This is a genomic window from Pedobacter frigidisoli (assembly GCF_032678525.1).
GTDB classification, from domain to species: Bacteria; Bacteroidota; Bacteroidia; order Sphingobacteriales; family Sphingobacteriaceae; genus Pedobacter; species Pedobacter frigidisoli_A.
This window is the reverse complement of sequence record NZ_JAVTSE010000004.1, coordinates 269,327-282,000: the sequence shown is the minus strand read 5'-3', so window position 1 is coordinate 282,000 and position 12,674 is coordinate 269,327. Positions and strand designations below refer to the sequence as shown.

At 40.2% G+C, this 12,674-nt stretch carries 14 protein-coding genes and 1 tRNA gene; 7 read left to right on the top strand and 8 right to left on the bottom strand.

Annotation, left to right across the window (positions count from 1 at the left end; translation table 11 throughout):
• Positions 1–10: 10 nt before the first annotated feature.
• Entirely contained in the window at positions 11–1,264 is a 1,254-nt protein-coding gene (locus R2Q80_RS13140; RefSeq protein ID WP_316800035.1) for a DUF2130 domain-containing protein, read from the bottom strand.
• Between the two features lie 84 nt (positions 1,265–1,348).
• Complete coding sequence (locus R2Q80_RS13135) at positions 1,349–1,729, bottom strand: OsmC family protein (protein ID WP_316800034.1); 381 nt, start codon at positions 1,727–1,729, stop codon at positions 1,349–1,351.
• A 139-nt stretch (positions 1,730–1,868) separates the two neighbouring features.
• On the opposite strand from R2Q80_RS13135, the gene R2Q80_RS13130 reads away from it, so the two are divergent.
• Together R2Q80_RS13130 and R2Q80_RS13125 are read left to right on the top strand one after the other, a co-directional pair.
• Positions 1,869–2,234, top strand: a complete 366-nt coding sequence (locus R2Q80_RS13130; protein ID WP_316800033.1) for a YtxH domain-containing protein — start codon at positions 1,869–1,871, stop codon at positions 2,232–2,234.
• Positions 2,235–2,302: 68 nt separating this feature from the next.
• Positions 2,303–3,016, top strand: coding sequence for a YdcF family protein (locus R2Q80_RS13125; protein ID WP_316800032.1), 714 nt, complete (start codon positions 2,303–2,305; stop codon positions 3,014–3,016).
• 17 nt (positions 3,017–3,033) lie between these two features.
• Here the strand turns inward: R2Q80_RS13125 and obgE are convergent, their stop codons facing one another.
• From obgE to R2Q80_RS13110, 3 genes are all read right to left on the bottom strand, one after another.
• Positions 3,034–4,029, bottom strand: a complete 996-nt coding sequence (gene obgE, locus R2Q80_RS13120) for a GTPase ObgE (RefSeq protein ID WP_047798618.1) — start codon at positions 4,027–4,029, stop codon at positions 3,034–3,036.
• A 75-nt stretch (positions 4,030–4,104) separates the two neighbouring features.
• Entirely contained in the window at positions 4,105–4,674 is a 570-nt protein-coding gene (locus tag R2Q80_RS13115; RefSeq protein ID WP_047798619.1) for an adenylate kinase, read from the bottom strand.
• 205 nt (positions 4,675–4,879) lie between these two features.
• Positions 4,880–5,947 carry an SDR family oxidoreductase gene (locus tag R2Q80_RS13110; protein ID WP_316800031.1) on the bottom strand — a complete coding sequence of 356 codons (1,068 nt, stop codon included), beginning with the start codon at positions 5,945–5,947 and terminating at the stop codon, positions 4,880–4,882.
• Between the two features lie 183 nt (positions 5,948–6,130).
• Between R2Q80_RS13110 and R2Q80_RS13105 the strand changes: the two genes are divergently transcribed.
• Positions 6,131–6,715, top strand: coding sequence for a Crp/Fnr family transcriptional regulator (locus R2Q80_RS13105; RefSeq protein ID WP_316800030.1), 585 nt, complete (start codon positions 6,131–6,133; stop codon positions 6,713–6,715).
• 107 nt (positions 6,716–6,822) lie between these two features.
• On the opposite strand, the gene R2Q80_RS13100 is transcribed toward R2Q80_RS13105, so the two are convergent.
• The 3 genes from R2Q80_RS13100 to R2Q80_RS13090 form a co-directional block, all read right to left on the bottom strand.
• Positions 6,823–6,896, bottom strand: a tRNA-Arg gene (locus tag R2Q80_RS13100).
• A 99-nt stretch (positions 6,897–6,995) separates the two neighbouring features.
• The gene (locus tag R2Q80_RS13095) at positions 6,996–7,460 is read right to left on the bottom strand and encodes a redoxin domain-containing protein (RefSeq protein WP_047798627.1); all 465 of its coding nucleotides are present in this window, start codon (positions 7,458–7,460) and stop codon (positions 6,996–6,998) included.
• 37 nt (positions 7,461–7,497) lie between these two features.
• Positions 7,498–8,406 carry an NAD(P)-dependent oxidoreductase gene (locus R2Q80_RS13090; RefSeq protein WP_316800029.1) on the bottom strand — a complete coding sequence of 303 codons (909 nt, stop codon included), beginning with the start codon at positions 8,404–8,406 and terminating at the stop codon, positions 7,498–7,500.
• Between the two features lie 89 nt (positions 8,407–8,495).
• Here R2Q80_RS13090 and R2Q80_RS13085 point away from each other — a divergent pair, with 89 nt between their 5' ends.
• From R2Q80_RS13085 to R2Q80_RS13070, 4 genes are all read left to right on the top strand, one after another.
• Positions 8,496–9,014: a hypothetical protein gene (locus R2Q80_RS13085; protein ID WP_316800028.1), complete on the top strand. Its 519-nt coding sequence runs from the start codon at positions 8,496–8,498 to the stop codon at positions 9,012–9,014.
• A 203-nt stretch (positions 9,015–9,217) separates the two neighbouring features.
• Positions 9,218–10,720 (top strand): F0F1 ATP synthase subunit beta, encoded by a 1,503-nt coding sequence (gene atpD / locus R2Q80_RS13080; RefSeq protein ID WP_316800027.1) that lies wholly within the window; start codon positions 9,218–9,220, stop codon positions 10,718–10,720.
• An 86-nt stretch (positions 10,721–10,806) separates the two neighbouring features.
• Positions 10,807–11,052 carry an ATP synthase F1 subunit epsilon gene (gene atpC / locus R2Q80_RS13075; RefSeq protein ID WP_047798630.1) on the top strand — a complete coding sequence of 82 codons (246 nt, stop codon included), beginning with the start codon at positions 10,807–10,809 and terminating at the stop codon, positions 11,050–11,052.
• A gap of 698 nt (positions 11,053–11,750) precedes the next feature.
• Entirely contained in the window at positions 11,751–12,641 is an 891-nt protein-coding gene (locus R2Q80_RS13070) for an aminotransferase class IV (RefSeq protein WP_316800026.1), read from the top strand.
• Positions 12,642–12,674 lie beyond the last annotated feature (33 nt).

Here is a 12,674-nt window from a genome sequence, read left to right as displayed (position 1 = left end):
GCTATCATTATTAATCGAGGAGCAAAGTTTCATCATCATCATCAGTTAAACTGAGCTGAATGCTGTCGCTTCCGGCAATCCCCTCAATGGAGCCACGGATATGGGTGGCGTTGAGTAAAACTTTTTCCAGCTGCTTCTCCCGTGCTTTCCAAAGGCGCTCCATGGCATCGCGTTCGCGCTGAATAGACAGTTTCATGCTCATAAAACCCTCGCGGATGGCTTTCCATTGCTCGGAGAATTCTGCTCCTGTTAAATAGTCGTAAAGCATGTGCATTTTATCTCCGCGGTTTTCCTGCGATTTCATGGCAGTCGATAAACGCAGAATACCATCACGCAACACGTATGCAACTGCGTTTACTTCTTCAAAAGAACAAATCCAAACGCCATCTTTCTGCCCAAAGCAATCCATGCCTTTAGGGTAACACTGACTAACAATTACAGCAACATCAACGCCCATGCTGCGCATGTCTTTTTTGAGTTTTTCAATCCAGTCGCCGCCAAAGTCTTTTGTGCGTTTGCTCTCGTAAATGATTTTTCCGCACTCCTGCCCAAACTGATTGCGTACAACCTGCACACAATCGGCCCCGCGAACGCCCTTCCCTACTTCTTCTATTACGTCAAAGGGAAAATTACTACGAAGCAGTTCTTCCAGAATCAGCTCCTGTACCTCTCCCTGCAACTGCATGCTGCCTTGCTCCGCTTTTCGCTTCATCTCCTCCGCCAGCTTTTTCTGGTCATCGAGCTGTTTTTCCAGTTCCTTTAAACGCAACTGGTGTTCTGTATCTTTTATGCTGTTTTTCTCGGCTTCCTGTTTTCGGATCTGTTCTACCAGTTCATTCCGTTGCTCCTGCATTTTACGTTGCATGGACAGCTCAAGCTCCTGTTCTTTTAACAGTAAACTTTCTTCCCGTTTTAAAAACTGTAATTCTTTTTCGCGGGCAAGCCTTAACTTTTCTGCGTTGTCTTTGGCAGAGCCTTCGAGCATTTGCAGTTTATTTTCATAATCTGAAGCGATACTTTTACGCAGATTCTCTTCTAAATCGCCTTTCAGCTTATTTTTTTCCTCAACAAGTCTGGCTTCAAAAGCTTTATGTTGCTGATGTTTATCTGCTTCAAAAACCTGAAGTTTGCGCTGATACTCTTCGTCCTTCTGCCTGGCATAGGCAGCAGCCTTTTCTCTCAGCTCTTTTTTATAATCTTCAGCCATGGCTTCTTCCATAGGAAAAACATGGGAACAGTTCGGACATTTAATTTCAGTGGCCATAAATAATGTTAGCTTCAGCAAAAAACTGAATAAATACAAAGATATTAAAGCTTTTCAGCATTGCACAGACGAGTTTTACACCTTTTACAAAACCTTCGACCGAACTTCGTGACCGACGGTTAAAATTTTACTCACCGGGCATTTTGAAGCAATGTCTTCCAATCGTGCTTTTTGTTCATCGGTTAACTGGCCTGTACAGGTAATTTCTTCGAAAAAAACAGTTTCATTATTTTCTGTACCGATATTTACCTCAACTTCAATTTTATCGACCGGCCATTCTTTGCGGTCTGCGTACATCCTTAAGGTGATGGCTACACATGATGCCAAAGAGGCCATTAAGAGTCCCTTGGGTGCAAACCCTTTGTGTGTACCGCCCAGTTCTACCGGTTCATCCACAATAATTTCATGTGAACCATTTGTAACTGAACAGGCATAGTGTTCTTTATTTATTGTTGCTCTTACCATTATCAATACTTTTTTTGTACTCCAAATATTGCGGTTTATCATTACATTTCGGGTAACATCTCCATCTTTTTTTGAAATCAGCGCGATGTAAATTAAAACTTTCTAACCTGCTGGTTGTTGCACTTATAAATACAAGATCATGAAGTACAGAAAGTTAATCGGAAAATATTTAACGCAGAAGTCAGATAATAACGTTCAGGTTGCGCTTGCCCTGGTAGCAGGACTAGCCGCAGGTGCAGTAATCAGTGTATTATTTGCGCCAGACAGCGGTAGTGGTACAAGAGGGAAAATAGCAAAAGGCGCCAGGAATCTTGGATATGGTTTTCAAGACAAATACAACCTTTTAAGAGAGAAGGTTTTTGGCGTTGAAGCTTTTGAGGAGAGTATTGTAGAGCAGGAAATTCCTCATTTTAAACATAAGGTAGCGAAAAAACCTAAATCAGATATTAAAGATATTCTGGAACATGCACATGAAAATGGTCAGGTTCAGGAAGGTCAGGGTTAACATTGAAACATTTTTTTAATTTTACAGGATAATATCGTTAAATGATTTTTATCCTGTCTAAAATTTTAATGTTTCTCATTAAACCCATCATCTGGATACTTACACTTTTAATCTGGGCAGCATTAGCGAAGAAACATAGACAACAAATTCTTGGCTGTGCTGTTGGATTACTGGCCCTTTGTTCGAATGGTGCGCTGTTTGGGACAGTGATGAATGCCTATGAAGCGGGCTATCCTGAAAAACAGCATTACGACGTTGGCATTGTGCTGGGAGGCTTCTCGGGGCTTAACAAACGAAACGGTAAGATTGCATTTTCGGGAGCGGGCGACAGATTGTTTCAGGCCGTTTCGCTTTTTAAAAGTAAACAGATAGATAAAATATTAGTGGCCAGCGGTAATGCGAACCTGTTAGATAACGAAGTCAAAGAAGCCGATCTCGTAATCAATTACTTAAAACTGATTGGTATACCTGATTCGGCTTTATTAGTTGAAAATCAAAGCAGGAATACCGTAGAAAATGCAAGAAACAGTATCAGTCTGATTGAAAAAGTGAAACCTGCGGCTAAAATACTGGTGATTACCAGCGCCTGGCATATTCCGCGGGCGAAGCTCATTTTCGACAGGCAATCAAAACATAAAATCGAATACTATCCAACAAACTTTGCCGGACCGGATCAGATTGATTTTGCCGATTTCATTATACCTAGTGCCTCTGCGCTTGGTGGCTGGGAAATGCTATTCAAGGAGTGGATAGGACTGGCAGTAGACCGTTTACGAAGTTAATCCTTGAGAATAGCTCACTATCCTTCAATAGCCTTCCAAAGCATGTCTTTTAATTCTAAGAGATTTTTTTGCGCCACCGACGATATAAAAATTGAAGGAACGGCAGGCAGATCCTGTTTCATTTCAGTCATCAATTCTTCATCAAGCATATCGGACTTGGTGATGGCCAGCACATGAGGCTTCTGCATCAATTCGGGATTATAGGATTGCAACTCCCGTTTCAATATCTCATATTCCTCTTTTATGCTCCGGCTGGTATCGGCGGGAACCATAAACAACAATACAGAATTACGTTCAATATGTCTTAAAAAGCGATATCCTAACCCTTTACCTTTTGAAGCGCCTTCGATAATTCCGGGAATATCGGCCATTACGAAAGATTTACCTCCACGGTAACTTACAATGCCTAAATTGGGTACAATGGTGGTGAACGGATAATCTGCAATTTCAGGTTTGGCAGCAGAAACCACGGATAATAAGGTAGATTTACCTGCATTCGGAAATCCTACCAAGCCCACATCAGCTAGAACTTTCAGTTCAAGGATATTCCAGATTTCTTTACCGGGTTCTCCTGGCTGTGCAAAACGAGGGGTTTGCTGCACTGAATTTTTGAAGTGTGCATTCCCCAATCCGCCACGACCACCGGCAGTTAGGACTTTGGTTTCGCCATCTTTGGTGATTTCAAAGAGAACTTCACCGGTTTCGGCGTCTTTGGCAATAGTCCCTAGTGGCACTTCGAGAATTTCATCCTCTCCCTGCTTACCCGATTTATGGGAACTTCCTCCGGCGCCACCATCCTGGGCAATAATGTGCTTGCGGTATTTTAAATGTAATAATGTCCAGATATGAATACTGCCTTTCACAATGATGTGACCGCCGCGACCGCCATCACCACCATCAGGTCCACCCATAGATGTTAAAATATCACGGTGTAAATGTGCAGAACCTGCCCCTCCCTTGCCAGAACGGCAACAAATTTTTACATAATCTACGAAATTGGAACCCTGAGACATATTACCTAATTATAAAATAAAAAATGGCGGAAAAAAATCTAAATCTTTTCCGCCATTAAACAAAAATTCAATTATTTAGAATTGATCGATTACAGCGCAAAGATCACTATAAACTTTTTCTATTTCACCAATTCCATTCACTTTTTTCAACTTCCCTTGCTCCTCATAATAAGGCAATACATGGATTGTTTTATCAAAGTATTCTGAAATACGTTTTTTCAACTTTTCTGCATCATCATCCGGACGGCCACTTACTTTGTGACGTTCAGCGATGCGTTTAGTCAGTTCATCCTGATCTACATCCAAGGCAATTACACCGGCTATGTTACTGCCTTTACGCTCTAAAAATAAATCAAGTTCTTTTGCCTGAGGAACAGTACGTGGAAAACCATCGAATACAAATCCTTTTGCTTCCGGGTTTTTATCCACTTCTTCTTCAAGCATTGCGATTGTAATGGCATCAGGTACCAATTCACCATCAGCTAACAGTTGACTAACTTTTTTTCCTAATTCTGTTTCTCCTTTAACGTGTGCTCTAAAAAGATCGCCTGTTGAAACATGTACTAACTGATATTTTTCGATCAGTTTCTCAGATTGGGTGCCTTTACCCGCCCCTGGAGGGCCAAAGAGAACTAAATTAAGCATTAACGTGGTTTAGGTTGTCTTTAAAATTAAAAAAGCCTTATTCCTATGGCTTTAACTAAATAGAAAATAACACAATGTGTTGCCTTTCAAGGCTGCAAATATATAATTATTAATTTAGATGAGTTTTATAATTGACAATTAATTTGAAAAACCAGGCAGTATTAAAGAAAAGAGAATCATAAACTGATTCTCTTTTCGTGTTTGATTAAGGTATTAAATTTGATTCACGTAACTGATCGAACAGCTGATAAAATGCTTCTTCTGTATCCTTGAAAACCAGGAATCCAAGCTTTCTGCTTTTCGACATGTCGGTCATCACTTCTATGGGTCTACCCAGATCAAGGTCGGTATGCCATGCAGAGGCCAGTCGTTTTAATTCTGTTTCTTTGAGATTGTATTTGCGTGCAATGCTTTGCCAGATTTCACCATCATTGGCCATTTCTGTTTCGAGCGGTTTAATGGTACCTTCGAAACCAACCGGCGTTACACCGAAATATGCGGCCAGCTTATTCCATAGCCTGCTCCAGCGGAACACATCGCCATTTACTACATTAAACGCTTCATTTTTTGCTTTGTCTGTAGTTGAAGCCCAGATCAGTTGATCTGCAAGCACATTGACGTCGGTTACATCTGACAGGCCATTCCATTGTGCTGAAGAGCCCGGCCACCTGAACTGTCGCCCTGTTTCTCTACAAATGGTTGCATAAACAGCCAGCGTGGTACCGAGATTCATGGCATTACCAACGGCCTGGCCAATTACAGTGTGTGGCCTGTGAATACTCCAGGTAAATCCATCACGTGCAGCAGCGGCATACACTTCATCTTCCTGTGCGTAATAGAAGTTTTCAATTTCTAATCTTGGGTGTTCCTCTCTCAAAGGTGTTTCCGGAAGAAAACCATCCTGAGCATAGGCTTCAAAAGGGCCTAAATAATGTTTCAGTCCGGTTACCAATGCCACATGCTGTACCGATTGGTGCGCTGACAATACCTCGAGCAGATTACGGACCATCAGGCTGTTAACCCTGATGTTTTCTGCCTCAGTATCATTGCGCATCCAGGTGGTGATGTATACATGTGTGGGTTTGATATCCGCCAGGCTATTTCTTAAGCCTTCAGGATCCAGGAGATCAGCGGATACAGGTTTCAGTCCCTCGATTTCCAGATTTGGTGTACGCGCTAAACCATAGGTATTCCATCCCTGAGAAATGAGTTTTATGGCCAGGTTACTTCCTGCAATGCCACTTGCACCTACTACTAATGCTATTTTATCCATACTATTTCACTTATTGCCAATTTGGCCGGAGCCAGTTGCCTTGTTTAAATTTGTATACAAAAATAGCGCTGCTGATGCAGCCTGCACTTGACCTGCGTCAACAAATACAGATGATATGGATCAATCGCCTATTAGCTGAATGAAAACTTATATTTGCAATATTTGCATAAAAACATTTCAAAAATGATCAACGTACTCTTCAGTCACATTGAAGAAAAAGTTTCCCTCAGCAACGAAGACAAGGTGCTGATAGCCGGCTTCTTTTCGCCCAAGAAACTGAGAAAAAGACAATACCTTTTGCAGGAAGGTGAGATTTGCAAAAATCTCGTTTTTGTGGCGAAAGGCTTGCTCAGAACCTACAACATCGGTGAGAAGGGCAGCGAACACATGAGTATTTTTGGTTGGGAAGGATGGTGGCTGTCAGATTTCAATAGTTTTCTTACCGGCCAGCCAGCAGTTTTTAACATTGATGCCATAGAGGATTCAGAATTGCTGATGCTTTCGAGAAATGATTATGAGGCACTCACACTGGCAATACCGGTTATGGATCGCTATTTTAGAATTTTATACCAGAACAGCCTGGTAACGAAAGAACGCCGGCTGATGAGCACCATTACGCATAGTGCAGAAGAACGTTATCTGCAGTTGCTGGAATCGAGCCCACAAATGGCCGAAAGGATTCCACAAAACTTAATCGCTTCTTATCTGGGAATTGCTCCGGAAACACTGAGCAGGATTAAAAAAAACCTGCTTTCAAAAAACCGGTAATCAGGTTGATGTTCCCGGTAAGCGGGATAGGCTTATCACTTTGCGAAGTAAGTGTTACTAAAAACAGTGGGTATAAAAAAAGGACTTCGATCGAAGTCCTTTTGATGTGCACTTGTAGGGATTCGAACCCCAAACCTTCTCATCCGTAGTGAGATGCTCTATCCAATTGAGCTACAAATGCATTTCCGTATCGTTAACGGACTGCAAAGGTATAAACTGAGTTTTAATTTTCCAATTAAATTTTAAAAAAAATAACAGTTTTTATTTTGCAGTCTCCCGGTTAATTAGCCAGAACCTCGTTAATTTGCTTGAAGTCAGGCAATTCTTTTGCGTCTTCTAAAACTTCTGCATAAATTATTTTTCCTTCTTCATCGATTACGAAAGCGGCTCTTTTAGAAACCCCCTTTAATCCGAACACGAATTCTGGATATAAAGCATCATAAACTTCAGATACATCTTTATTGAAATCAGATAAAAGTGGGAACTGATAATTCTGTACCTCTTTAAATTTAGCCAAAGAAAATGGAGAATCGACAGAAATTCCTAAAACCTGTGCATTGATCCCTTCGTAATAACTGAAATTATCACGCATGGTGCATAGCTGCTCCGTGCATGTTCCGGTAAAGGCCATTGGAAAGAAGTGTATAATTACTTTTTTGCCTTTGAAAGCAGATAACGAAACTTCAGTTAAATCTGAACTGTATAATTTAAAATCCGGGGCCTGATCGCCAATTTGTAGTGACATATATTTTTATTTAATTGTTTTATTTGTTATGCTGCCTTTAATGCCAGCTGTTCATTTGTTCATCCAGTATTTGCAATCCTTCTTCGAAACTATGCGGACTATAGCCTATATCAGCAATCGCTTTATACAGTACAAAGCCTGTCCGCATAGGTCGTCTGGCAGACTGATTTAAAGTCTGCGAGCTAACCTCTGTAACGATCGAATGATCGAGAGACCAATAATCGGCAACTTTTCGCACAATATCAGCAATACTCATGTAATCTTTACCCGAAATATGATAAATTCCTCTGGCACTTTTTTCTACAGCCAGCAGACACGCATCTGCCAGGTCTTCGGCCAATGTAGGCATCCGCAACTGGTCGTTTACCACATTTATGGGGAGTCTTTTTTCGAGAGCGCCTTTTGCCCAAAGCACGATATTACTCCTGCTCATATCGTTTGTGATTCCATAAACGAGAATCGTTCTGATGATTGTCCAATGAATAGAAGAGTTTCTAAGCGCCTGTTCAGCTAATACTTTTGACTGCCCATAATAGCTAAGCGGATTGACCTCATCATCTTCTTTATATGGGCCAGCGGCACCATCGAATACAAAATCTGTACTCAGGTATATAAGCTGTATATTGTTAGCTTCGCAAACCGATATTAGTGTATTAACGGCCAAAACATTTAACTGATAACAGCTTTCCTGATTGCCCTGAGCAGTATCAACATTGGTCATTGCGGCGGTATGAATGACCGCATCAGGCTGATAATAGCCGATAACAGCCTTTACCTGAGCCGGATCAAGAATATCCATTTCAGCATACTGATACCCCAACGCTGAGGGAAAGCGGTTTTTACCTTTAGAAGTTGCAATAAGTTTAGCGCTCCCCTCTGCAACGATCTTCTCTGTAATTTTCTGTCCGAGTAAACCATTGCTGCCAGTTACTAATATAGTTTTCAAAAAATTTAATATTTGAGTGTGATGAAATGGTTGATTGTAATAGCTTTGTGACCGGATAGTATCCTAATCTAGTAAAACCAAATATAGTCATGAAGTTAACACTCCTCTCATTTTTTTTACTCTTGAGCATCGTCGGTTCAGCCCAGGAAACTTCATCTCCTGACACAGGGATAAAGCGAAACAGTATCTATGCCGAATTACTTGGCAATGGTGGCGTTTATTCCATTAATTACGACAGGATTTTTCAATTAAACAATCACTTGAAAATTGTTCCGAGAGTTGGTTTTTCTACTCTTCAAAATGTGATTATTGTCCCGATTGAAGCGAACTTACTGATCAGCGGCAGCAAGACTTCTAAAAATTTCTTTGAAGGTGGTTTGGGCGTAACAATACTAAAACCCCTTAGTGGTTTTTCCGGTCAGCTACTCACCATCAATGGCTACGATTATGATTTCAAAAACGAAGCAGTTAATACGCCGCTCATTGTGAGGGCAGGTTTCAGGCACCAAAAACCAAAGGGAGGATTAATGTATAGAACAGGATTGTTGTTGTTCACCGGTGAAGATTCGTTGCTGACTTTAGGCATTGGAATTGGTTACACTTTTTAATTCCGAATATTGTGTTTTAAATGCTTTAGAAACTAAAATTTTAAGGGTGTTTTTTGAGGCTAAACCACCACATTAAATCCCGTTAAAAAAACTTATAATATATATTTAAAATTTACTAATAATAACTTAACTTTGCCAACCGAATTGAGGCCCCTTTAAACAGCTTTAATTCATTGACTATAATAAATATACTCACAACAGATATGCCTAACTTAGGAAAAATAGCACAAATTATCGGCCCTGTGGTTGACGTTAGCTTTGCTAATGATGCCCATCTACCTAAAATTTTCGATGCGTTAGAGATAACGAAAGAAAATGGACAAAAAATTGTTTTAGAAGTTCAACAACACTTAGGTGAGGATCGCGTTCGCGCAATCTCAATGGACTCTACAGACGGTTTAGTTCGTGGAATGGACGTAGTTGACACTGGTGCTGCGATAAAAATGCCAGTTGGCGACCAGATTAAAGGTCGTTTATTTAATGTAGTTGGAGAAGCGATTGACGGTATCAACGCAGTTGATAAAACAGACGGTCGTCCTATCCACGCAACTCCTCCTAAGTTCGAAGATTTATCTACTGAAACTGAAGTACTTTTTACAGGTATTAAAGTAATCGATTTATTAGAGCCTTATGCAAAAGGTGGTAAAATTGGTTTATTCGGTGGTGCTGGTGTAGGTAAAACAGTATTGATCATGGAGTTGGTAAACAACATCGCCAAAGCTTATGCTGGTTTATCAGTATTTGCGGGTGTTGGTGAGCGTACTCGTGAGGGTAACGATTTACTTCGTGAGTTTATCGAGTCAGGTGTAATCAACTATGGTGACGATTTCTTACACTCAATGGAAAAAGGTGGATGGGATTTGAAATCAGTTGATACAGAAAAATTGAAAGAATCTAAAGCCACATTGGTTTTCGGTCAGATGAACGAGCCTCCTGGTGCACGTGCACGTGTAGCATTATCAGGATTAACGGTTGCAGAATATTTCCGTGACGGTGATGGTGAAGGCGCTGGAAAAGACATCCTTTTCTTCGTTGATAATATCTTCCGTTTTACTCAGGCAGGTTCTGAAGTGTCGGCTTTATTAGGTCGTATGCCGTCAGCAGTAGGTTACCAACCAACACTGGCAACTGAAATGGGTTTAATGCAGGAGCGTATTACTTCAACCAAACGTGGATCAATTACATCAGTACAGGCAGTTTATGTTCCTGCGGATGATTTAACTGACCCTGCACCGGCAACAACATTTGCCCACTTAGATGCAACTACTGTACTTTCGCGTAAAATTGCTGAGTTAGGTATTTACCCTGCGGTAGATCCGTTGGATTCTACTTCACGTATCCTTTCTCCTGCTGTTTTGGGTGATGAGCACTATAATACTGCACAACGTGTGAAAGAAACTTTACAGCGTTATAAAGAATTACAGGATATTATTGCGATCTTAGGTATGGACGAATTATCTGAGGAAGATAAATTGGTGGTATCAAGAGCTCGTCGTGTACAACGTTTCTTATCTCAACCTTTCCACGTAGCTGAACAATTTACCGGTTTAAAAGGTGTATTGGTTGACATTAAAGATACCATCAAAGGATTTAACATGATCATGGATGGTGAGGTTGATGAGTATCCTGAAGCTGCATTTAACTTAGTTGGTAGCATTGAAGATGCAATCGAAAAAGGTAAAAAATTATTAGCAGAAGCGAACTAGTATTGAGATTTGAGTATCAGGTATCAAGGCTGAAAATGTAATCCTGATACTTGATACCAGCTACTTGATACTAAAATCTAAAAAGAATGAATTTAGAAATATTAACTCCAGATAAAAAAGTTTTCGAGGGTGAAGTAACAGCAGTTACGGTTCCTGGTACTTTAGGTTCGTTTCAGATCTTAAAAGACCACGCCCCTATCATCTCTACTTTAGAAGATGGAGAAGTTATTATCAAAGCAGGAAAAGCTGATGAACAACGCCTGTTTATTAAAGGTGGTGTAGTTGAAGCCATTCATAACAAGATTGTTGTTTTAGCAGAAGGTATTGCTTAAAATAAATAAAAGACTAATCATGAGCCTTTTCGATTAATATCGGAAAGGCTTTTTTGTTTACCAGCCTGCTGAATGTGTTAGCAATTTATCAAAAAGGAGGAGAGTGTAGTGTTGAAGGAAATTTTCGTGGCCAGCTATAGCGATTGTGTGAGAACAGGATAGGCATCACACCGGGTAAAAGGTATATCCATGAAGTAATGATTCAGCGCCAAAAAACAGCCTCAATTTTAAATTTTCAGTCCCGGAATCGGATTTCAGGAAGAAAAACATAAAATTTACAATGCACGCATAACAAACATACCGTATACCGTTTTGATATTTGGTCTACGGCTATCGGCATTAAATCACTAATTACACTCTCAATAAGAATATAATTCTGGATGCAATGAAAAAAAACAAATAATGTTCTTATTTCACTTTTTTCTGATTTCTCTTGCATATTAATGAACCAAAAACTAAATTGGTATTTATAAAGCAAAGAGAAATAATGACAATTCAAAAAAACACTTTCTTAAACAACACTTCTGCAATTGCGGCTGGAAATGTTGTGTTGTTGCCTGTCATTATTCTGAACCTACTACTCCTGATTTTATGGGGCAAACAGCGGACGCAATTTAAATAGATTTAAAAAAACTAAATATACCTAAAGCGTCCTGATACAAACAGGACGCTTTTTTTAAATAACAAAACAGTGTATTATGAAATACTATAATTCTAATACGATTATTTATCTTGACGGACGGTTTGAAAAAGCGGTTGATAGCAGCACGGATTTATATGGCCAGTCATTACATTACGGATACGCTGCGTTTGAGGGTATAAGGGCGTATAAAACCCATAACGGAAACCGAATATTCAAAGCTGCTGCGCATTTTGATCGCTTAGAGCGTTCTTGTCAGCTGGCCAACATCCCATTCCCCTGGGACAAACAGGAACTGATTAAGGAAACTTATAAGCTGCTCACATTAAATAAGCTTAAAGATGCTTATATCCGCCCACTGGTATTTTGTCACCCAAACATGAAATTGAATGAGCCAAGTGGTGTTTCCATTCTAATCTGTGCCTGGGACTGGGATGCCTATTCAGGAAATAAACTGTTGAAGTTAACTATTTCGGATTATGAAAGGCCAAATCCGAAATCTGCTCCTATGGAAGCAAAGCTAAGTGGAAGCTATATTAATTCCATTCTCGCAACCACTGCGGCGAACATTAAGGGTTATGATGAGGCATTGCTTTTAGATATGCATGGATTTGTAGCAGAAGCATCTGGTGCGAACATATTTATTGAAAAAGACGGAAAATTATATACGCCATCATTAGGCAACATACTGCCAGGCATTACGAGGGCTACGGTAAAAGAATTGTGCACGATACTGGATATCGAGTGCATCGAGAAAAAACTGACCGTAGAAGATTTAAGGCAAGCCGACAGTGCTTTCTTATGTGGAACGGCTACTGAAATTGCAGGTATTGCATCAATTGATGATATTATCTTTCGCTCCCTATGGCGGGAATCTATTGGTTACACCATACAGCGGGCTTACAAAAACCTGGTGCTTGAAAAGGTGAATTATGAAGTGATTATTTAGTATCAGAAAAAATTATCAGGTACTGAGCGGCGA

Excerpts from the sequence above, each read along its gene's own strand:
- R2Q80_RS13140 (WP_316800035.1), bottom strand. The coding sequence starts at position 1,264 with ATGGCCACTGAAATTAAATGTCCGAACTGTTCCCATGTTTTTCCTATG.
- R2Q80_RS13135 (WP_316800034.1), bottom strand. The coding sequence starts at position 1,729 with ATGGTAAGAGCAACAATAAATAAAGAACACTATGCCTGTTCAGTTACA.
- R2Q80_RS13130 (WP_316800033.1), top strand. The coding sequence starts at position 1,869 with ATGAAGTACAGAAAGTTAATCGGAAAATATTTAACGCAGAAGTCAGAT.
- R2Q80_RS13125 (WP_316800032.1), top strand. The coding sequence starts at position 2,303 with ATGTTTCTCATTAAACCCATCATCTGGATACTTACACTTTTAATCTGG.
- obgE (WP_047798618.1), bottom strand. The coding sequence starts at position 4,029 with ATGTCTCAGGGTTCCAATTTCGTAGATTATGTAAAAATTTGTTGCCGT.
- R2Q80_RS13115 (WP_047798619.1), bottom strand. The coding sequence starts at position 4,674 with ATGCTTAATTTAGTTCTCTTTGGCCCTCCAGGGGCGGGTAAAGGCACC.
- R2Q80_RS13110 (WP_316800031.1), bottom strand. The coding sequence starts at position 5,947 with ATGGATAAAATAGCATTAGTAGTAGGTGCAAGTGGCATTGCAGGAAGT.
- R2Q80_RS13105 (WP_316800030.1), top strand. The coding sequence starts at position 6,131 with ATGATCAACGTACTCTTCAGTCACATTGAAGAAAAAGTTTCCCTCAGC.
- R2Q80_RS13095 (WP_047798627.1), bottom strand. The coding sequence starts at position 7,460 with ATGTCACTACAAATTGGCGATCAGGCCCCGGATTTTAAATTATACAGT.
- R2Q80_RS13085 (WP_316800028.1), top strand. The coding sequence starts at position 8,496 with ATGAAGTTAACACTCCTCTCATTTTTTTTACTCTTGAGCATCGTCGGT.
- atpD (WP_316800027.1), top strand. The coding sequence starts at position 9,218 with ATGCCTAACTTAGGAAAAATAGCACAAATTATCGGCCCTGTGGTTGAC.
- atpC (WP_047798630.1), top strand. The coding sequence starts at position 10,807 with ATGAATTTAGAAATATTAACTCCAGATAAAAAAGTTTTCGAGGGTGAA.
- R2Q80_RS13070 (WP_316800026.1), top strand. The coding sequence starts at position 11,751 with ATGAAATACTATAATTCTAATACGATTATTTATCTTGACGGACGGTTT.